Raw genomic sequence first — 21,633 nt, 5'->3', positions numbered from 1 at the left:
CGGTGCAAAATTGTCGATGAGTCTGGTAGATGGTTAGGCATTTCTTGATCGTGTGCAATGGGACGCTTATCACGAAGCTGCTGATCTTCCAGCCGTTGGTGCGAATTCCCACTGGATAAATGATACGGTTTGTTTTCAAAGCATCAATCAGATGAATGCCTTTAGACGAGGAGGCTTCAACGATGGAACGGGATGTATACCAACTATCACAAAGCAAATACGAAGGTTAATTTCCTGCAAGAGAAATCATGCTTATGGACAAAGCAATTTTACTTTCAGTCTGATCCTTTTCATACAGTTGATGTTCGTACGGATAGGCATGATCACCCGACTTCACCATCATTTGGACGACTTGATGTCCCCAAATACGGGTCTGCTTGAATCAATCTTTTGGCGCACATATTGCTTGGAAATCCGAAGAAGATAGGATTCATTCCATGCACCGTTTGCCAGAAAATGCCCAAGTGTTGTTCGATGTTTAGCATGATGGCTCAGTGTGTGAATATCCGTCAATTTGCCAGCGAATCCTTTACTCAACATTCCATCAATCATGTGTTTGAGATGGGTCATCATTGGTTTTGAAAAATAAAAAGGCAAATTGATTGCTTCATGATGTGATAAGATAGTCATCACACAGATACGCTTTTTTGGCTTGGTGATGGGTTGGAACTTTTTATTTTGTAACGAGATGGAATTTCATTGAAGGAGATTTGCTCATTCTAAGTAAGGATAACTTATTCGGGATTTTTGTTGTTCTATTATCAAATAGATGCGAGGATGTTAATAGGAAACGCAAATGGCCGCTTTGGCCACCCCACAGTATGAAAACGGGTCGTATTTATGATTTGCGTAAGTCGGTTGTGTGAGCAATATTTTCATAGGAAAGATGACGTGACATTAGAGAAAAAAGGAATGCATTATAGGTTTGATAGTCGAGTGTTAAATATTTCAAAGTGCGTATTTTGGAAGAGAGTGTGTATAAATGGAAAATATAAATGTGACATCGCATAAGTTGGGTGATATACATCTTCACTTATGGAAAACAGATAAGTTCAAAACAGTTTCTATCATTTTAATGATGAAAGCGTCTCTTTCTGTAGATACAGTGACAGCGCGGGCGCTAATTCCAGAGATTTTAAAAGGTGGGACAAAAGATTATCCTAGTTGGATGATGATCAAGAGGAAACTTGATAACATGTATGGCGCTGTACTTGAGACAGATGTACAAAAAAAAGGTGAACAACACGTTATCACATTTCGTATGGATGTTGCGGCTGAGAGATGTTTACCGAAGCAAGTGCAGTTATTTCAGGAAGCACTTGCTTTGTTGTATAAGATTGTGACTGAGCCAAGACAAGAGAATGGTATATTTATAAAAGAGGTTGTTGAGCAAGAGAAACGAGTCTTAAAGCAGAAAATTCAATCTGTGTCGGATAATAAGGTGGCTTATGCAGTAGAGCGTATGATAGAAGAAATGTTTGATCAGGAGCTGTATCGCTTACCAGCGTATGGTCGAGTGGAAGATTTAGATGTACTAGAGCCAGAAGATATCTATGATGTATACAAGCAAATGCTTGCGCATGACCGTATGGATTTATTTATTATCGGCAGTTTTGATGAAACTCAGGCAAAAGAAGAAGTGGTGTCGTTGTTTGGGGCTAAGCGGCAGGTTCGAGAATTGCAAATAGCGAGTACAACCAGCAAAGCGGTGATAGAAGAGAAAGTCGTATGCGACAAGAAAAACATGAAGCAAGGGCAGCTACACCTCGGGTATCGCACATATACAACGTTTGTAGACAATGATTGTGAAGCAATGCGAGTGGCAGACTGTATTTTCGGTGGCTCCCCATTGTCGAAGCTGTTTATCAATGTTCGACAGAAAGAAAGCCTTGCTTACTATGTTGGCTCAATATTAGAACGCCATAAAGGTGTACTCATGGTGATGGCAGGGATCGAGTTTGACAAGTACGATCAGGTTGTTTATATCATTAAAGAGCAAGTTGCAGCAATGAAACGGGGCGATTTCACAGAACAAGATATTGAACAGGCAAAAGGCGTATTGCTCAATCAATTGTGGCAATCAGTTGACACGGCACTCGGGTTTGTTGATTTGTTTTGTTCTGATATGTCCGTTAATGGACATATTTCCTTATTAGATTGTGCCGAGACGATCAAAAATGTAACGAAAGAAGACATTGTTCGGGCGGCAAACAAATGGGAGCTAGATACGATTTACTTTTTGACGCGAGAAGGTGAAGAGAAATGATGAGAATCGATTATAAGCAACTGGGTGAAAATTTGTATCACGAAAAGTTAGAGAACGGGCTCAATGTTTTTTTACCAAAGGAGGATTTCCATGAAGCTTTGGCTACCCTCACAACTAAATAGGGCTCAATAGATAATACCCTACATTATTCATAGGGTCACTTGCACAATGGAAGTATTCAAAGATACCCCAACTCCTGCAAATTAGCAGTAAGCTAAAAGGAAAACGTATCAACCTGCCAGAAACCAAATAAACTAAACGAATATAAACTTACTGATCAAAACTTTCACGTGCAACACCTAAAAAAAGACAGACTGCTCCCTTGGTATTAAACAGTACGTAAAGATATTTATGAAATTCACATCAAACCATGCGATACCTTTGTCCCCATGATTGGATGTTTCTCATCATCTCAAAAAATGCTTTTTGGTGGACGAAGGACGCAGACAACTTCAGATGAGATAACGCCCAGACTGTGATCTTTGCGCCAGCCTTGATAAACAAAGAGCGAAAGGAACTCATACGATAACGTTTGACAGAGTCAGGCGCAAATAACACTTTGGCAGTAATATGCAGGTTGTAAGCATGGAAGCAACGTATGATGACGCGCTAGAGGCAGGGATATCTGAGGAGCTCCTTCTACTTGTAATAAGTCACGGTACACATGTTGCCGGAATCATTGCTGGACAAGCAGAAAATGCCATGTTAGGTGTGGCGCCAGATGTCGAATTGTATGCTTATCGAGTGCTTGGTGGTTTTTATGAGGAAGAAGAGGTACTTACAGCATACACAGCTAATGTTGTGGCTGGCATTGAGCAGTCAGTGGTGGACGGGATGGATGTAATTAACTTGTCACTAGGTTCATCAGTAAATAATCCACTCACACCGATTGGCATTGCAACAAACAACGCGATACTTGCTGGGGTAACAGTTGCGATTGCTGCTGGTAATGATGCGGTGGTTTCTCCACTATTCTGGGGTGGGGAGAGCTTATATTCTATCGGCGACCCAGCACCGGATTCATTACCGATTGCGGTTGGGACAAGCTCAATGCCGATCGACATTTTGCAATTCGAGAATACGTTTACGTATGGTGAAGAGTCATTTACAAACCAGGTGCGTTTGGATCCTACTTTTGATAATGATAAAGCAACGAAGTTTAGTGGACAGGAGTTTGAGCTGGTTGACCTATCGGAGCCCGACTTGGACAATATGGATATAGAAGGGAAAGTAGCTGTTATTTCGGTGGATTGCTTAGAGACCATCGGGAAGCCGTCATCCATGCCAGTGATAACGGTGCTGCAGCCTTCTTAGTTCACAGTAATGTTCAAGGTTTAGAGCTCGATTCTGTTTCATTCTGGCAATTCTCTTGGGGGATATTTGAGATGTTGTATGAAGTAGCTCCTGACATCCCAACATTCTACTTCTCGGGTGAGCTAGAAGAAAGTGCGATGGCTGCGTTGGTAGAGACAGGTGCTTCAGTAAAATTTGGACAAAGTGAATGGGTGCAGACAGGTGATTTAATCGCATCGTTTAGTTCTCGTGGACCAGTTTATGAGACAGGGGCAATCAAGCCAGAAATTATAGCACCAGGAGAGGAAATCTTTTCTACTGTTCCTGATTTTGTCAATGGTCCTGAGTCTATTGGAGATTATGATGAAGCGTACGCAAGCTATTCGGGTACGTCAATGGCAGCACCGTATGTTGCTGGTGTGGCCGCACTCATGCTACAAGCGGATCCAGAGTTAACGCCAGCAGAAATTAAGACGCGTATCATGAATACAGCCGGTCCATTAGCAAAAGAGTATAACGTCTTTGAAGTTGGCGCGGGCTTAATCGACCCACGAGCAGCGGTTGCCACCGATATGACGATTCAAACGACGATTGCTGGGCTACATTTAGAAAAGGATGTGCTCACAACGATACCGGATCATACAGGCGCACTAAGTTACGGTTTCCTAAGTACGAACGACGGAAACGTACGGGAACGAAATAGTATCCGTTTACAAAACCGCTCTTCTGAAGCAAAGACTTTCACGGTTGATGTACAATTTGGTGCGGTAAATGGGACATTGCGAGCTGTTGATAGTGGAGTGGTACGCCAAACAAATCAAAAGGTGACTGTACCTGCTGGGAAGACGGCGACCCACAATGCGTTTTTAATTGCCCCGAAAACAACAGCGCCAGGCTTATATGGTGGCTATGTCACGTATACGAACCAAGCAAATGAAAATGAAGTATACCGTGTGCCGTTTGGGGCAGCCATTGATTTAGAAGTTGATTTTGAATTTGATCTTGAATCTTTCAAGACGTTGTTACCTGATCTTTTAGCTTCATAGTTTCCTGACAGGTATTCCTAAACTAAAACAATCATATCACTGGAAAAAAATTAGATGTTTCAGTGGTATGATTGTATTTTTGTGTTTCTTTGCGCGACTGGCTACTGCTAGTCGTTTTTTAAATGAATAATGTGCAAAGGCGATAACGGTAGTGTGATATCATAGGTGTATCATAAAAATAAGTGCAGGTAAAGAAGATGTGGATGTTATATAAAGAGGTGAAGCCATTGTTCTACAGCTGGACAGGAAAACAAGAGCCATTTCTAAGTCAGCCAACAGTTTTATCGATAGAAAATACCACTTTAGGCATGTATGGTGGTAACGTGAACGCTGGTGCACATAAAAATGAAGATGCGCTTCTTTTGTTGACAGGGAGTGACTGGACGTTTGGGGTCATCATTGATGCGCATCATTCAAGTGAGAGTGCTGCATGCATCATTTCTGAGCTAGATCGCCATCACAAAAATATTGAGGAGATCCTTTCGCGCACGGTGTCAAGTGCGATTACACGTATCGACCTGTATATGAAAGAGATGCTCTTATCGGATGCATTTAAGCGGAAGTGTGCAAGCGTTAAAGGGGAAGCTTCTTGTTTGATTTGTGTACAAAAAGGCCAGTCTCTATGGTGGCTGTCGATTGGAGACTGCTCCTTGTATGTGTTTAATGAAGAACTGGCCTCTTTCCATCAATACAGAATGAATCAAAGACAATTTTTTGAGTTTGTAGGGGAAAACAGTTCTTTAGCACTGGACGTGCCGTGCTATACGACAGGAGTGAGAGAGCTGCGGAACGGGAAAAATGTGGTTCTTTTAGCGACAGATGGCCTTTATCACCAAGAAGATAGTCTATTCCTTGATGATGAAACATTATCAAGTTGGATCACGCGTGATGGGGATATGAAGAGTCATTTTAGTCACATTTTAAATAAGATCCACGTAGAGAATGGCATAGATAGCGCAACGTTGATCGGTTGGGCTTATGAAAACAATGAGCAGGGTGTGTACCCAGCAAATCACGGGGAGGGAACGAAGTGAGTAAAAAATTTATGAATCCAAAAGAAATGCCACCTACGTTTGGCTACACGCATGTCGTTGAGTCGCGCCATGCGCGAACGATTTATATTTCAGGCCAAATAGCGTTAAATCAAGATGGACAAGTGGTTGGTGTAAATGATTTAGCTGGACAAACAAAACAAGTGTTTGAAAACATCCGGATTGCGTTAGAAGCGGCAGGTGTCGGTTTTGAAGATGTAATCAAGTTGACTTTCTTTTTAACAGATATTTCGCAAATGCATGTTGTGCGCGACATCCGGAATCAATATATTTCAGTAAAAAACCCACCGGCTAGTTCGGCGGTGGAAGTAAGTAGACTCATTAAAGATGAGCTTTTGATTGAAGTAGAAGCGATTGCTGTCGCGGATGAATAGGGGGAAAAAGATATGAATCAACAGGTAGAGCAGGTGAACTTCAAGGAATTAGCAAGCTTTTTAGCAAGTATGAACCAGTTACCCCAGCACCACGTCGGCTACTGCGGTAGCAAAGCAGCAGAAATATTGAGCACGCTAGAAGAAGATTTTAGCCCGACAGATTTTGTCGTGCAATATGGGCAAGGAGAAATCATCGGAGCACTCGGATTTGAAGTAGATATGGAGAGAAAAGAGATAGAGTTGTGGGGGCCGTTTGTGCAGGCGCCAAACTGGGAAGAAATCGCTGATCAATTATGGCATCAGCGCGTGTCGTTACTTTCAGGAACAGAAACGTATACGTGCTGGAGCTTTTATAATGAACAAAATTCGACTGCGATTACATGGATGAAGCAAAAGCAAGCGACATTCACGGGGAGAGCGTGTATTTTGCAGGTAACGTCAAATAGCTGCAAGCGATACGGCATCGGTGTCGAGCAATTACAGCGCGACAATGAAGCAGCGTTTATCGCTCTTCATGATGAACTATTCCCGAACACATACTATTCCGGGAGAGAGATTGTCGAGCGCTTGAATGAAGAGCAGGTTGTTTATGTCGTGAAGGAAGCAAAGGAAATGGTTGGATACGTTTATGTTGAGGGGCAAAAAGCATTTAAAGAGGGATCAATTGAATTTATCGGTGTGAAGGAGAATGCAAGGAAGAAAGGGTACGGGAAAAGATTGCTGTCACAAGCGGTTCACTTTTTATTTGAAGCGATTGGCGTAGAAGACATCACACTATGTGTCGATACAGACCAGCAAGCAGCAATCAATTTGTATAAAAGTATTGGCTTTACGGAGAAGCATACGCTGGAAGCATATAAACTGGCGGTAACGGCGCGGAAAGAGAGATAGAATCGCTCATCCCCCGATCTGCTATGACATCTTAAGGGGGAGCTGCTACGATGAATAAAAACACATTTTCTGCCTGGAAACATCCGGCGCTACTGTTAGTTGGGATTGGAACGTCAAATATAGGAGCATGGGTGTACTTGCTTGCAATTAATTTAATGGTATTTGATATGACTAAGTCTCCTCTTGCTGTTGCGGCGCTATATATTTTATTTCCGATTGCAACTTTATGTGCAAACTTTTGGGCGGGGAGCTTTATTGATCGCTTAAATCAGCGGAATATGATGATCAGTTTGGACATTTTTAGAGCGATCTGTATTTTCCTACTATCATTTGTTTCGCCTTTATGGCTCATTTATGTGTTGGTTTTTGTTATTAACATGGCAACGTCTATATTTGAGCCAACTTCAATGGTGTACATGACCAAGTTGGTTCCAAAAGAAAATCGCCAGCGTTTCAATGCGTTGCGTAATTTTATTAACTCTTGTGGATATCTCGTCGGACCGTCTCTCGCTGGGTTGTTGTTTATCATTGGGTCACTATCTTTAGCGATTCAATTAAATGCAATTGCAATCTTTATTTCAGCGTTCATTCTCTTGTTTTTACCTAATGTGGATAGGTCACAACAAAAGAGTATGGAGAAAGTGTCCTGGCATGTAATCAAAAAAGACTGGTTAGAGGTAATCAAATTTAGTAAGTCCTCCGCTTACGTTGCGAAGGTTTATTTATTATTTAGTGGTGTGACAGTTTTCATGACGGCCATGGACTCACAAGAAGCTGCTTTCGCTAAAGGAGTGCTGTCATTGTCTAATAGTGCATACGGTTTCCTTGTGAGTATGGCAGGACTGGGTTTTATTGCGGGGGCGATAGTGAATACAGTATTTGCAAAGAAGCTTGTTCCAAATACATTAATCGGTATTGGCTCTCTGTTTATAGGATTTGGGTACCTCATTTATGCCTTCTCTAACAGTTTTTTGATGGCAGCGATCGGATTTTTCTTGTTGACATTTGCGTTAACGTTTGCAAATACGGGCTTTTTGACATTTTATCAAAATAATGTCCCGGTTGGAATTATGGGGCGTTTTGAGAGTATTTTTGGGATGATTACATCGCTATTGATTATCTTTTTGACGGTACTAGTAGGAGGATTAGCAGAAATGCTGTCCATTCGACCAGTGGTGATCGCTGGTTCAGTCGGGTTATTACTATTAGGTGGTGTCATTTGTAAAACAGTGTTCCAGCGTGAGAAAAGAGCGTTGTTTGCGGAGGAAAGCGAGCATAGTGCGAGCTAGAGGTTAGAAAAAATCCGACTTTATTGTGCACCAATTATCGGATGCGCACCATTCATTTTTGTTACTCTGTCGATAAGGGAGGTCATTACAATGGATTTGCTAAAGAGCATGAACGAAGCGATCGCATATATCGAAGAAAATATTGCTCAAAATATTGACTTTGAAGAAGTAGCTAGGAGGGCTTTGTGTTCGGAATATCATTTCAAAAGGATGTTTTCTTTCCTAGCGGGGATTACGTTATCAGAGTATATCCGACGCAGACGGTTGACGTTGGCGGCTTTTGAGCTGAATCAGGGCAATGTGCGGGTAGTCGATGTTGCGGTGAAGTATGGTTACAGCTCACCAGACGCTTTTACAAGAGCTTTTCAAAGCGTGCATGGTGTTACGCCGTCAGAAGCCCGACATGATGAGCAGTCGCTTAAAGCATTTCCACGAATGACCTTCCAATTATCGGTTAAGGGAGGAACAGAAATGGATTATCGCATTGTAAAGAAGGAAGCGTATCGGATTGTTGGCGTGAAGAAAAGGGTGCCAATCATTTTTAAAGGCGAAAACTCACATATTACAGCGATGTGGAAAGAGCTAGGCACAGAGAAAATTGAGCAGTTACAGAAACTGTCCAATGCTGAGCCGCTCGGTATCATCCAAGCGTCGACCAACTTTTCGGAAGGACGAATGGAGGAAAAAGGTGAGCTTGACCATTACATTGGCGTAGCCACAACAGATGAGTGTCCACCAGGGTTTACGCAACTGGAGGTGCCTGCGCTGACGTGGGCGGTGTTTCAATCAGGAGGGCCCTTTCCGCAAACTGTCCAAGAAACGTGGGGCCGCATTTATTCAGACTGGTTTCCTTCGTCGCATTTTCAACAAATAGAAGGACCGGAGCTTTTGTCAATCAAAGATAAGGATTTAACTGCGCCAACGGTCACATGTGAAATATGGATTCCAGTGCAGAAAAGGAAATGAGGTTTATGAGTGGGTAGTTTGAAGCCGAGGTGTATGGATCAATTGCATCTCGGCTTTTTTTTCGGAACTTTTCAATGGAGGAGCGATATCCATGGATGCGCTTCGTCCATGGTCAGAAGAGACTCCTTTAACCACTGTATCTGGTGGAGGCTCATTTTTTTGGTCGCGTGGTGGAAATCTGCTTCGTCCTTGGTGCGCAGATGGGTTGATTTGTAGAGGAGGGCAATTTCCGGTCTAAGGTACGGGATGCCTTCGCTTGTGATGTTGAACGTCTCGTCAAGGGTGCGCTTAATGCGTGTGTCGCGCCGATAAATCCAGTGATGCTCATCTGGATGTCGCGTATATCCATGAGAGTTATATACTAGACGTTCATGCGCCCAGTCTTGTAACGGTCTTTGACGATGTTCCTGAGCCAAATGATCCTGATGGAGAGTGGTGAAAGTAAGATAGGTGGCGATTGAAGAACTGAAAAAGTATATTTAAAATGAAGCGGTGCGATATCCGTTTATTTGTTGGATGAAGAGTTGATTGGAAAGGTAAGGTTTTTTTATTGAGAGTGGCGTGTAATTGGAGTATGATAAAGGTGACAGCAACTCAAAGGAAGCGAATCGTTGTTACGGCACGTTCGTGGAATGAGAGGGACATACGGTTTGTATGTAGTGCAGGGGTGCTTGGATGAATGGGCGGAGCTCTGTGTTGTGTACGATGTGAATGAGTGTAGCTTAAATAACGTGAAGTTGAACGGTTTGTATTGTTAGATAGTAGGGATTTACGATAGGCATTGGACTGAATATGAAATAAATAGCAGCCTAGTACATATTCAAGTGAAAGATCACAGGAAATCTATCAAATGTATTCCTGTATGAACTTTATGAATAATCATGGCTGGAAAATTTAGATCTGAAAAGGAGAGTAGATAATGAAAGAGGTGGTTGAAAAACACTTGAAATTAGAACAAAGATATAAACGTAAGATTATAAATATAATGGAACTAGAGTCAGATATCAAGTCTACACTCGGTTCATTAGAAGACTATGAAAGAGCAGGTGGTTACTTTTCTTTTTACAGCAGTGTAAAATCGTTGCAAGATGAGGGGTTACTAGTGTCTATGAAAAAAGTAAAACCTACAAATGGTCGATATCCTCCTTTATGTACTCGAATGTGGTTAGAAAGGAAAGTCATTGATCAGCAATGGTTGGATATCGATTTAATTCGGGTATCGGACAAATTATCACTTACAAAGTATAAAAACAATCCTCAACTTCAAACGAAAGATGAATGGAAAAAAATAGAACGGTTATATCAATTTTTGTTAGTAGATAAGCAAAGAGAATGGATAGGGAGAGAAGAAAGGTCTTACGAAATCTTTGGTCATGAGAAGTTTCTGTCGTCTTCTGAAGGGCGAGCGTTTTTGAAACGAGTCAATGTTACACTTGAAGACCTGAAAGCCCAGGTGAAAGGAGAACCATTTCAATTTGTTTCTTATCATGCTTTAGATAATCAAAAGGAAAAGTATGTATTGATTGTGGAAAATTTAAATTTATATCACACATTGAATCGTTTTTTCACCAGGGGATATCATTTTAAAGGCTACAAGCCAGATATCCTTATTTATGGAAAAGGAAAGCATATTATCAAGAGTTGCCATTTCTTTTACGATTTTTTTGAGGAGAAGGATTATTACAACGTTCATTATTTAGGTGATATAGATGCGGATGGTTTTGGTATTTACAGGAGCTTAAAAGAGAAGAATATATGGAAAAATTTATCCTTGCATCTTCCCTTTTTTGATTTTATGAGGAAGATGAATAAAGGGACAGTGCGATATCAAAACCATATCAAGTCACCCGACACGTTAGACATGGTGACAAAAGAGATGTACCACAATGACTATATGGAGCTTGCAGAGTTAGTCAAAGAACTATGGGAACAGGATAAAAGGCTTCCACAGGAGGCAATCAACTTTGAGAATCTTATGCGGGATGGAGGTGAAAAGATATGACTGCCATTTGGAATGACTTTGATGAACGTGCAAAAATGATAGTACCGATATGGTCATTTGGAAAAGGAATGCGGATTGGTGAAGAGTTAGAGTCTTATAAAGAGAATATCCTTTTTGCTGTTTTATTAACTATTTTTGAACGCGAGTTAAATGACGATGGCAATCGGAAAAGTATTGACGTGGAAATGATTGCAAGAGATGTTTTAATAGATATGAATTTAGATGCCTCTGAGGATCAAGTGAGAAGAATTGCAACAGGGCTACTGTGGAACGGCGATGCAAAACAACAAAATCCTTTTTCCTCTTCTTACTATCACCCTGCTTCAAAACAATTCAAACATATGGAATATCGATATTTAGAAGATGACCGTCTATATTCAAGGTGGGAAGAAGGTGGAGATACCGTTTATAAATTAAGTGAGATATCGCAAAACCTCATCTTTATCAGTAGAGAAATGCAAGAAGAGCTTTCTATTGATATCGAACAATTATATAGTTTGCAGCTGATTAGAAACGGGAATTTTTCGAGAGCCTCACGTCGTATACAGGATTTGCGTACACGGGTGAAAGTATTGGTGAATCGAGAAAGGGAAACACAAAGAGAACTGATTCAGAACCCTAAATTATTGCTAAGTGAAGAATTCGAAAGAAGAGGGTCACAGGAACAAGAAATTAGGAACCAATTTAAAGAAGAAGAGAAGAACTTTCAGGAGATACAGCGACAACTAGGAAGAGTAAAGAAATTGCCAGAGCACCAAGATTCTGTGCAGATTATCGACGAAATTTTAGATGACGTAGAGGATTCTCGGCGTTTACATGATAAATTAGCAAAATTGTATATTGAAACATTTGATATCCAGCTAGAATTAAGAATCGATCACACAGAGAAACTCTGGAATGTATCTACTTCTTCTTTGAAGAAAGATATTTATGAAGATCTTATTCTTGCTAAAGGGATATTAAACGCTGAAACGATGATGTATATTATCGAACCTTTATTTTCTCCCACGACAGAATTTATGCTTCCTTTAGAATGGACATGGGAAGTACATGAATTTTCTTTAGATAAAAGTAATATTGACGAGGGAGAGGAGACCGACAATGAAAATGAAGAGGTTTTTGAAGTGAAAACAATCGATTGGGAACAAATTGCGCGTGCTTGGAAACCTGTTTTCAAAGAGCTTTTAGAAAAAGGACAGTATCATATTGAAGATTTAGCAAACTTGTCCTTGGATGAGAAAGAAAGTTGGTTTGAACAAAAAGAAACATTTGATTTATGGATGATTTTTTCAAATGAAGATTTTTTTGTCGAACCGATTTATTTATGGAAAAAGTACGATGATGATCGTATGTGCTTAGTTCAAGCGCTTATTCGATTAGACGATAAATTTAAAGCTCTCGTTGGAAAGGGAATTATTTGTGAATTAGACAAGGATCATGAATTTGAATGGAACAAGAAAAAGATTACATCAAGAAGATTGGTGTTAGGAAGAGGCTAATATGGAGATAGAAATTCACCGTAAAGGATTAAACTTGTTTTTCGAATTGCTTCGCGTGAAGGTGGTTCATGATAAAGATGAATTATTCAATGATTTCCAAGATGAGAGAATCAAAGATTATTTAAATATGATTGCAGCTGAATCTGGCACACGCATCATTTATTCGAACAACAGAGTTCAGATTATTACTAAAGGAAAAGGGTCGACGTTTGCGACAAACTTCACCCATTTAAAAACCAAATTTAGTGTAGAAAATAAAGATGAATTTAACCTTATCAGCATCATTATTGTGACTTATCTAGCAAATGTAGATAACGAGGGAGGGCTTCATCAAAATAATCTTGGTTTAACTTATTACGGTTTAGAAAGAGCTGTGTACAAACTCATGGAGAATTGGAGAAAGAAAGCTCGGGAGGGAGAAGATAAAGCAGAAGAAGTGAGCATTGATATGAAGAAGATGGTGGATTTATGGTTTAATCTTGAAGTGAAAAACGAAACGAAAAAGAAAACGAATCGAATTACAAAAGATAAAAAGTCAAGAATTGGTTTGGTGGCATGGGCGATGTCTCTTCTGAGAGATGAAGGATTGATATATATAACAGATCAAGAAGGCATGCCGAGAGCTATTCCTAAATACGAACTTTTTGACCGGTTAGAACAAGTATACCATCATCAACATCGATTTCAGGAAGTAAAAGAATTAATTGAAGAAAGTGAAGGAGTGTTTAACGATGCCGAAAATTGATAAAATCCGCATTTCTGGTTTGAAATATAATTCGCTTAAAAAGCATTATGGAGATCTGCTTTTAGATTTTGCTTCGGGTGAAGAAGCGCAACACACTTTAATCACTCTTGTGAATGGTGGAGGAAAAGGGGTATTTTTACAAACTTTATTCCAAATCATGTTACCAGGAACAAGTTGGGGACCTCTTAATGAAAACAAACAATATCACCATTTTTTTAAAGGAGAGAATGGAACGTTTCATCCTTACACGTTTCACGTTGGCATTCAATTTCGTTTAGATACCGTTGAAGAAAGATATCTTACCATTGGTGTTGTCGCGACGGCCGAAAAAAGGGAACTCAACGAAAGTGATTTAGAGAAACAACAATCCATTGAGGAGAAGATGGTTTTTTACAAACACGAACATCACACAGAAACAGGTTGTTCCTTAAGCCATTTACCTTTTACTAAAGACGATAAGGTCGTGGCGTTTCATGAGTTCATCCAATTTCTCGAAGAAAAACGTATGTCGATTCATAAGTATGAGAGACATGAAACATTCCAGCAAAATTTGAAAACCTATGGTGTATATAAAAAGGAATGGACAGTGATGAGAGGAATAAACAAACATGAGGGTGGTGTACAAGACTATTTCAAGGATTCGCAAACCAATACGAAGTTATACAAAGAGAAAATCATTCCAACCATTAGCGAGATTCTAGGAAATAAACAAGAGTTGGCGAATATGTATGAAATCCAAGTGTCTATTGCAGAAAAATTACCCGAATTGGAACGTCGTATGAGTACCTATAAAGCGTTTTTAAATAAAATTGATCCTCTTATGCGAGAAGTCCAAAAAGAGGAAGAATCTGAGCGTAATCTAGAACTAGAAATGGATTATGGTATGATGGTTCACAAAAATTTAAATGAAATTATTGAACGTGAAGAAGCAGACTTAACGAGCATTAGTAATGATATTGATCAACTAAAGAATCAACAAAAGGATTTAGAAGTTAAATTGGAAAATGTTGATTACGCTAAAATACATCGTGAAGTTTCTGATCACCAACAACGTATCAAGCATTTAGAAGAGAAGGAAGAAAAATATGATCAAGATATCATCACCTTTGAAAATAAAAAACAAACCTTAGAACTTGATGTTGAAATAAGAAAATATGCAAATTGCAAAAGTGAGGTAGCGGAAACGGAACGTCATATCAAGTGGATTCGTTCTCAAAAAGAACAAAAAGATATCCAGAAAAGAATGAGTGATATTGAAAAAGATATGAATCTTGAATGGGAGCATGTACAACAACTGTTTAAAAAAACCCGTCAATCTTATACGGATGTAATGTGGAAATTAAATGAAGAGCAAAAGGAGCTGAAAGCACATCAAAAACACAAGGAGAAAGAACTTCAATCTATTAAGGTAGAGTTAGCAACAGCAAACAGGGAAGAGAAAAAATATTGCACGAAATTAAAAAGTATGGAAGGGGATTATGGCGAAAAGATTGATTTAAAAAGTAAGGAAATTCTTGAAGGAACGATAAAGGATTTAGAAGTACAAGAAAAACAACTAGAAAAAGAAACAGATGAATTAAAAATTCTAAAAGGGAAATCCGGATCCCTAGGAAAAGAAGTAGGGAGGCTTGGTGGTTTGGAGTTAAGTTGTAAAGGAGATTTCAACAAAAAGAAAAAAGAAGCTCAATTGAGAGCAAAAAAAGAGGCGACGATGGCAAATCATATTGCTGAAACATTGAGAGTAGACCCTCCCCAAACGCCATCTATTCTCTGGTTTCAAGAAATGAAAGGTCAATTACACAAGGAGATAGAAGAAATTGAAGCGGGCATTGTTGAAAACCAAATTGAAACATGGACCATGAAAAGTCAACAATCCTTAAATGAAGATGACTATTTTATTCCAAATCTGGATTTAAAAGTCGTTGCAAGGGCATTAAAAGAGCGCGGAATAAGCGCAGTTTTTGGTACAGAATATATCTGTCATTTGAGTGAGTCAGAAAAGGAAGATTTAAAGAACAAAAATCCACTTATACGGTACGGCTTGGTGATTAGTAAAGAAGAATGGGATATATTGAACCAATCTAAATTACTAAACGATGAAGTTCAAAGTTTAGTTCCGATTTTTGTGAGGGGATACTTCGAAGACATACAATTGTCATTTGGTTATATGGATGATCAGACGAAAGAGCTTGCTTTTGACGTATCGAAGTACCAATTATGGAAAGAAAAAATTGATGAAAAACTTTCACGCTTAGAAGGACGAGCGGATGAGTATGTACAAGTAAAAAAGAAGTTTATGAGTATTGTGGAGGATCTTAGGCTTCTCTTACAGGAAACCTCTTTAGAAAAATTAAACAACCAGCTTCAAGATCTCGAAGACTCATTGAGAAAGACGCAACATGAGCTAAGAGAAGCTAGTGACGAATTGAATGCGGTGAATGAAAAACAGGATCAAAAAGAACGTCATGTTAAGGGATTAGAGAGAGATATCGATACAAAGAAAATAGAAGTCCTCAGATTAAAAGACTGGGTTCAAGAAGTACACGCTCACAACGAACGAGTGAAAGATATTGAACATTTTTTGCTCGAGGAAAGAAAGTACGAAAATCTCCTTCGTTCGTTTTCTGGTAAAATCGAGCAGATGCAACAAAAAATCATGAAAGAAACAGTAGATCACGGGGCTTGGTTAAGCAAAAACAATGATAAGATCGCTTACTATCGCGAAGTTTTAGGAGACATTATGATGCCTGTGTCAGAAGAAGCCAGAGACACAGGGGAAACTTCGACATATTATAGCGAAAATGCACTCTCTAGTATGGACAACATGTATCGTCATTGGAGTGGTTTGAAAAATAAACAAGACCAATACTCAGTTGAGCTAGCTACGTACAATGAGCGTCTAAATACCCAACAAGAGAAAGTCAATGAAATTATCGATATTCTCAACAATATGGATAATGGTTGGAAAGAAAGAGATGTACCGAAAGAAGAAATTGGACAACTTAAATCCCTTCTTGATTCAGTTTTGTGTGCATTAAATGAAGTGAAAGAAGAGAAAAACCGTGTGAATGGAAAAAAGGGTTTTGTTAAAGGACAACTTTCAATTTGGATAGAGGATCTAAAAAAAGCAGAAAGTAACTTAGGACAAAAAGGATGTGAACCAGATCCATTAATTGGAAAAGACTTAGGCGATCTTCAATATATGTATCAAGCAAAACTGGACAACGCTAAAAAAGAAATAAATGATGTTTCCAAAGAGAGGGAGAGCCTTGAAAAACAACTGCAGAACTTACGTTTAAATCAAGAGAAAGTATCAAGCCGATTAGGAAAAACAAGAGAAATAGGTGTTTATGATTCGGGATTAATTCATCAAATTGAATCCGGAAAAGCAGAAGATATTGTCAATGCTTGGATTAATAAATTGAAGCTGCTTCAAGAAGAGGTTGCTAATCAAAGAAACAAGCGCAAGAAGGCGTATAGGGATTTTAAACAGATTCAAAGTGTGGAATCATGCGATGCAGGTTTAATAAGAAAAATATTAGATTCTTTAGAAGAACAGTTTTCGATAGATTCTTCTACAAGTAAAGTCATTGAAGTGATTTCGAACATGAAGAAAGTAGCAAAGAAGGAAATAGAAAAAGAGGAACAAGATGCCAAGCAAGCAATGGAAGCCCGTTCTCTTTGGACAAGCCGAGCTTTGAAGAAATTTGATTCTATTATTGGACATCTTCACAAGATGGAAAAGCGTATGACTGTGACGAATGATAATGGATATAGTTTCCCGCTCATTCGGATTGATCAAAACAACTTACCCGGTTACTCGGAACAAGAAAGGATCCGGTTACGATTAAACCATTATTTCGACAGATGCATGGATGACTTAATCGAAAAGTTTGAAGTTCTAGATACGAAGAATAACGAGGTAAAGCGACGAATTCGAGAGTTAGTGAGAGATGAAAACATTGTTGAACAAGCACTAGGTGGCGCTTTTCCCAAGTTTGAAGTATACAATATGGATACACAAAATGCGTTTCAATATAACAAGGCGCATTCAAGATACTTCAGTCGTTGGGAAGTGATTAATCAAGGAGATGATGACATAACAAGTGGTAGCGGTGGACAAAAACTTTCAGCCAGGATGATTGTGATGATGATGCTTTTATCGTTCAAAAAACAAGGTGCTGGTGATTCGATGTGGACACCGCTTATTTCAGACAATCCTTTTGGACAAGCGATTTCCACGCATATCCTAGATCCGATATTTTCGGTTGCGGAAAAATTAAAGTTTCAGTTACTTATCGTTTGTCCACCGGAGTTAGTCAAAGTAGAGGTATCTAAACGTTTCCCTAATTATTATCAATTAGAATTGGAGAAAGGGAAGAAAGGTGAAAAGTTAGTGATATCTGGAGAAGAGGAACATGTTACTTCTAGTAGAAGGATATTATGATAAAATTGGGAATAACTATTGTTCTAAAGTAACAGTGGCAGCAAAATAGGGTTGTTCCTGGGTTGTATAGTGAGCAGTAATGATTTTTCTGAGTGCAATGATAACAATCAAATATTAAGAGCAGGTGAGGTAGATGACCCCAAATTATGATTTTCATAACTGTTTCTCTCCACGGGAGTTTGAGGAGTTTGTGAGGGATATGTTAGAGGTAAAGGAAGGTATTGATTTTGAAATTTCCGGAAGAGGGAAAGATCAGGGAATAGATCTCCGGCATTGGAAAGGTAATGAGAAAATTATCGTCCAGGTAAAATGCTACAGGCAAAATTATAGGCAACTATTCAATGATTTGAAAAAACGAGAAATAAAGAAGGCGAAAGCACTAGAACCGAGCCGTTATATTCTCGTTACTTCGCTGGAATTGCAATTACATCAACGACGAGAAATATTGACTTTATTTGATGGTTTGATAGCAGGTGAGCGTGACATTATAGATAGAACAGAGCTGAATAAGTTACTCGGGAAAGAAGAATATCATCATGTTGAATGTAAGCATAATAAACTTTGGATAAGTAGCACGAACATTTTGATGGATATGTTGGGGGAAGTGGTCCATTCTTCTGTCTTGAATAAGTCAAAGCGTGAGTTAAAGGAAATACAACGGGCAGTGAAAGTTTTTGTCTCGAGTCATAACTTTGAGAGAGCAATTAATATTTTAGAGCAACATAGATATGTTCTGATTTCGGGGGAGCCTGGTATCGGCAAGACAACATTAGGTCGCTGTCTATCTGCGTATTTTTTACAGCGTAAGGGATATCGAGGATTTATTTATGCAGACACGGTAGAGACAGCTTGGAGTATGTACAAAGAAGATGAAAAACAAGTGTTCTTTTTTGATGACTTTTGGGGAGACATATTTAAAGACGAAAAACTGCCACTTAAAGAAGAAAAAAATCTAATGGAATTTATAAACTTTATTTCTAGTTCAGATGATAAGATTCTGATCTTAACTTCACGTGAATATGTGTTGCAGCAAGGGTTAGCTCAATATCAAAATGAAAAATTAAGAAGGGTGATCGAGAGAGGTAAGCTTTTACTTAAATTAGATGATTACTCAGAAGCGATTAAAGGGAAAATCTTATTCAATCACCTGTATTTTTCAGATCTTGAATGGGATTATGTCAAAGTGATAGCAGATAATTATACGCGAATCATTCATCATCAGAATTATAACCCAAGAATGATTGAAGTTTTACTCGAGCAAGAAGAAAGGAGCGTGGAGGAGTGTTCTCCAACACAATTTTTTAAGGAATTTATGAGTTATTTGGATGATCCGGAAAGTTTTTGGAAAAGTATTTTTATGAAACAAACATATGGAGCGCAATTAACGGCTTTAATCTTATTCTTGTCGTCTCAACCGATGAGAGTAAGTGACCTGCAGGACTCTTATCATGCTTGCTTAGAAGCTTGGGAACAGAGTGGAGAAAAAATTCAGGATCTCGAGTTTAGCAGTATCATGACTCAATTAGAAAAAACGATGATTAATACTTACTCAGAGGATTCATCATTCACTTTGCGTAGTTTTTACAATGAATATGGAAAACAGCGCCTTTTAGTTAAATTTCAGAATCCCTCTATTAAGGATTTTTTATATCAGCATTTGAATGAAAATATGCATCAATATGGGAAGATTCTTATTCGTGGCTGTCCTTTCTTTAATCAACTTCTTTCTATATTTAGGGTCGCTCATTCAGAGAGTGATGTATTGGATGAGTCAGGAGAGCGTTTCTGTCATCGAGGAGAGAAATGTTTATCTAAAACGTTGGAAACTGAGCTTTGTGAAAGAATCATTTCAGATTTTGATTATTTAAAATACTCGTATGCCTACGGTGACGTGTTTGAGAATACATCATCTGTTTATGAGGCTCCACACGAGTGTACTGTGAGAAAGGTGTATGACACTTTATGGCATTTTGGTGTAAACGAAAGCACTGAAATGGATGCGTTCTTGAGAGATAAAATTCAGCAGCTATGTATCCATCTGCATGAAGGTGAGTATCCGTTTTCTTATGATGATATGGCAGTCTTCCCTCATTTGATCAAACTAATTACATTGTCATTTCCCCTAGACGTTCACCTCGATGGAGAGTCACTGATTCAAGACTATTATGATCGTTCTAGGTCTGCAGAACATTTCCTGAATCTGCATGAATTTGAGAAGGCTTTCCCAAACGAATTTGCTGAGTTCAACAAAGTGCACTATCAGGCAATTCAGCGTGATATCATGGGCGTGTTATATAGTGACGTGGATTTCTTTGCGTCTGATTGTGAACATAATCGAATTAGTTTCTTAATAGATATCGTTTATCCACAGGTTCTGAAGGGTTATAAATTGGATGATGACAAGGGGTACAGAGAAGATTTAAGGATGATTGCGGGTTACGATGAGTTTGAAGATGATGATTACAATAAAGATCAGTTGGAAGAAAGTGATGAAACTCCTACAGAAACCAAAGAAGATGAATACAATGAACAAGAAATAGAGGAATTGATGGAAGAAGAAAAAGCTGCACTGTTAGGAGGAACAAAAGAATTTCTTGAAGAGGAAGATGTGATCAATTTTATCAGGAAAACTGTGAAAGAAGAAGCGATAGCAGAAGAATTGATTGGATTATTCAAAAGTGAAATCCCGTGGTATATTTGGACGATTTCCCCCGATTTAGATACATTATCTCTTTTTGTAGATCTCTATCATAAAGAGAAACATTTTCCGCTATCAAGCGCTGATTTTTATCGAAAGTTTGCGTCTTATCTCATTGAGGGGTCTAGTGATGCATCCTCTACTACTGATCCAAACTGTATTGCTGAAGCACTTCATGAATTTGCATTTGACATGATGGAGAGTGGGCGAGTTATCTTTTCTGAGAATAAGATTAGAAAACATCCATCTATTAGAGCGAAGTTGGAATCTGGTCACATCGAGTTGGATGCTCTGTTATCTTTTTCATTCCTATCTCGAAAAGGAAAATGGTACGAGTTTCAAACTGTAGGATTGCAAGCTTATTTAGCGACGAAGAAAATGCTTTCCTCAGATGAGGGAGAGAGGAAACGGAATTATGCTAATTTCCTAGATTTAGAAGAGGAATTTCGAGATATTGAGCATGATATTTGGTTACTGTGTTCAGAATTAGATTTAGAAGCATTTAACCATCATTATCTGATCCCGATTTTAAAAGAATACTTATCAGCCATTGATGTGAGTAGTCTCAAAAAGATATGTTCTTCTACATTTGAGTTTCTTGAGCTCAAGTTGAATTTTAAAATCTCTCAAGTCACATTGCTTCCATATTTATCAGGATCATCGTGTAACGGTTTATCAATCTCTGCATTAGATTTTATTGACCATGATTTAACAGCGTTGGAGGATTATATGAGTTGGGATGATGAGGAAAATAGCAACAAAAATAAGAAGGATTTATTGTTACGTTTAGGACAGTTGATTATGGAACAGGGTTCCTTAAGGGAGACTATAGGGGATGAATGTGAGTATGAACTGTGTATGTCTGAATGTATGAGAAACGATGATTGGTTTGATGTTCTGAAGTCCTTAGGTGTGTGTGATTTTCTGTGGGATTCATATTTTCAGGTATGTGAGAAAGTAGAAAAGTCGATGGCCGCTAATGGTTGCATTCGACTTGATTCTTATGTTCGTGACCCTAAGACTAGAAAGTATGTGTCCTTTAATTAATAAGGGTTAGAAAGGTTG

The 21,633-nt window shown here is 38.8% G+C and carries 13 protein-coding genes; all 13 read left to right on the top strand.

All coding sequences use genetic code 11. From position 1 onward, the window contains the following. The first annotated feature begins 982 nt into the window (after positions 1-982). The 13 genes from yfmF to BLT29_RS11935 all read left to right on the top strand — a co-directional run bounded on the left by yfmF (position 983) and on the right by BLT29_RS11935 (position 21,615). Positions 983-2,266, top strand: a complete 1,284-nt coding sequence (yfmF, locus tag BLT29_RS11995; RefSeq protein WP_090776558.1) for an EF-P 5-aminopentanol modification-associated protein YfmF — start codon at positions 983-985, stop codon at positions 2,264-2,266. A gap of 585 nt (positions 2,267-2,851) precedes the next feature. Then, positions 2,852-3,580 carry a S8 family serine peptidase gene (locus tag BLT29_RS11990; RefSeq protein ID WP_281241426.1) on the top strand — a complete coding sequence of 243 codons (729 nt, stop codon included), beginning with the start codon at positions 2,852-2,854 and terminating at the stop codon, positions 3,578-3,580. Positions 3,581-3,651: 71 nt separating this feature from the next. Next, positions 3,652-4,605 carry a S8 family serine peptidase gene (locus BLT29_RS11985; protein ID WP_090776556.1) on the top strand — a complete coding sequence of 318 codons (954 nt, stop codon included), beginning with the start codon at positions 3,652-3,654 and terminating at the stop codon, positions 4,603-4,605. Between the two features lie 203 nt (positions 4,606-4,808). Beyond that, positions 4,809-5,639 carry a PP2C family serine/threonine-protein phosphatase gene (locus BLT29_RS11980; RefSeq protein WP_218124010.1) on the top strand — a complete coding sequence of 277 codons (831 nt, stop codon included), beginning with the start codon at positions 4,809-4,811 and terminating at the stop codon, positions 5,637-5,639. After that, entirely contained in the window at positions 5,636-6,031 is a 396-nt protein-coding gene (locus BLT29_RS11975) for a RidA family protein (RefSeq protein WP_090776554.1), read from the top strand. Before BLT29_RS11980 ends, BLT29_RS11975 begins: the two co-directional genes overlap by 4 nt. A gap of 12 nt (positions 6,032-6,043) precedes the next feature. After that, positions 6,044-6,922 (top strand): GNAT family N-acetyltransferase, encoded by an 879-nt coding sequence (locus BLT29_RS11970; RefSeq protein ID WP_090776553.1) that lies wholly within the window; start codon positions 6,044-6,046, stop codon positions 6,920-6,922. A 50-nt stretch (positions 6,923-6,972) separates the two neighbouring features. Continuing rightward, positions 6,973-8,211 carry an MFS transporter gene (locus tag BLT29_RS11965; protein WP_090776552.1) on the top strand — a complete coding sequence of 413 codons (1,239 nt, stop codon included), beginning with the start codon at positions 6,973-6,975 and terminating at the stop codon, positions 8,209-8,211. Between the two features lie 90 nt (positions 8,212-8,301). Beyond that, a complete protein-coding gene (locus BLT29_RS11960) occupies positions 8,302-9,177 on the top strand; it encodes an AraC family transcriptional regulator (RefSeq protein WP_090776551.1) in 876 nt (291 codons plus the stop codon). Between the two features lie 919 nt (positions 9,178-10,096). Then, the gene (locus BLT29_RS11955) at positions 10,097-11,179 is read left to right on the top strand and encodes a Wadjet anti-phage system protein JetD domain-containing protein (RefSeq protein WP_090776550.1); all 1,083 of its coding nucleotides are present in this window, start codon (positions 10,097-10,099) and stop codon (positions 11,177-11,179) included. Further along, on the top strand, positions 11,176-12,678 hold the full coding sequence (locus BLT29_RS11950) for a hypothetical protein (RefSeq protein ID WP_090776549.1): 1,503 nt from the start codon (positions 11,176-11,178) through the stop codon (positions 12,676-12,678). Before BLT29_RS11955 ends, BLT29_RS11950 begins: the two co-directional genes overlap by 4 nt. Position 12,679: 1 nt before the next feature. Further along, positions 12,680-13,423, top strand: a complete 744-nt coding sequence (locus tag BLT29_RS11945) for a DUF6063 family protein (protein WP_090776548.1) — start codon at positions 12,680-12,682, stop codon at positions 13,421-13,423. Continuing rightward, positions 13,410-17,870 carry a coiled-coil domain-containing protein gene (locus BLT29_RS11940; protein WP_090776547.1) on the top strand — a complete coding sequence of 1,487 codons (4,461 nt, stop codon included), beginning with the start codon at positions 13,410-13,412 and terminating at the stop codon, positions 17,868-17,870. Before BLT29_RS11945 ends, BLT29_RS11940 begins: the two co-directional genes overlap by 14 nt. A 133-nt stretch (positions 17,871-18,003) precedes the next feature. Next, positions 18,004-21,615, top strand: a complete 3,612-nt coding sequence (locus BLT29_RS11935; RefSeq protein ID WP_090776546.1) for an nSTAND3 domain-containing NTPase — start codon at positions 18,004-18,006, stop codon at positions 21,613-21,615. The last annotated feature ends 18 nt before the right edge of the window (positions 21,616-21,633 follow it).

Source organism: Shouchella lonarensis, from assembly GCF_900096965.1.
Classification (GTDB): domain Bacteria; phylum Bacillota; class Bacilli; order Bacillales; family Bacillaceae_D; genus Shouchella; species Shouchella lonarensis.
Note: the sequence above shows the minus strand (reverse complement) of the source record. Positions and strands in the feature narration are given on the sequence as shown.

What these genes read in the sequence shown, in the direction of transcription:
- BLT29_RS11955 (WP_090776550.1), top strand. Translation starts at nt 10,097, where the DNA reads ATGAAAGAGGTGGTTGAAAAACACTTGAAATTAGAACAAAGATATAAA.
- BLT29_RS11985 (WP_090776556.1), top strand. Translation starts at nt 3,652, where the DNA reads ATGTTGTATGAAGTAGCTCCTGACATCCCAACATTCTACTTCTCGGGT.
- BLT29_RS11970 (WP_090776553.1), top strand. Translation starts at nt 6,044, where the DNA reads ATGAATCAACAGGTAGAGCAGGTGAACTTCAAGGAATTAGCAAGCTTT.
- BLT29_RS11940 (WP_090776547.1), top strand. Translation starts at nt 13,410, where the DNA reads ATGCCGAAAATTGATAAAATCCGCATTTCTGGTTTGAAATATAATTCG.
- BLT29_RS11980 (WP_218124010.1), top strand. Translation starts at nt 4,809, where the DNA reads ATGTTATATAAAGAGGTGAAGCCATTGTTCTACAGCTGGACAGGAAAA.
- BLT29_RS11990 (WP_281241426.1), top strand. Translation starts at nt 2,852, where the DNA reads ATGGAAGCAACGTATGATGACGCGCTAGAGGCAGGGATATCTGAGGAG.
- BLT29_RS11935 (WP_090776546.1), top strand. Translation starts at nt 18,004, where the DNA reads ATGACCCCAAATTATGATTTTCATAACTGTTTCTCTCCACGGGAGTTT.
- BLT29_RS11945 (WP_090776548.1), top strand. Translation starts at nt 12,680, where the DNA reads ATGGAGATAGAAATTCACCGTAAAGGATTAAACTTGTTTTTCGAATTG.
- BLT29_RS11960 (WP_090776551.1), top strand. Translation starts at nt 8,302, where the DNA reads ATGGATTTGCTAAAGAGCATGAACGAAGCGATCGCATATATCGAAGAA.
- BLT29_RS11950 (WP_090776549.1), top strand. Translation starts at nt 11,176, where the DNA reads ATGACTGCCATTTGGAATGACTTTGATGAACGTGCAAAAATGATAGTA.
- yfmF (WP_090776558.1), top strand. Translation starts at nt 983, where the DNA reads ATGGAAAATATAAATGTGACATCGCATAAGTTGGGTGATATACATCTT.
- BLT29_RS11965 (WP_090776552.1), top strand. Translation starts at nt 6,973, where the DNA reads ATGAATAAAAACACATTTTCTGCCTGGAAACATCCGGCGCTACTGTTA.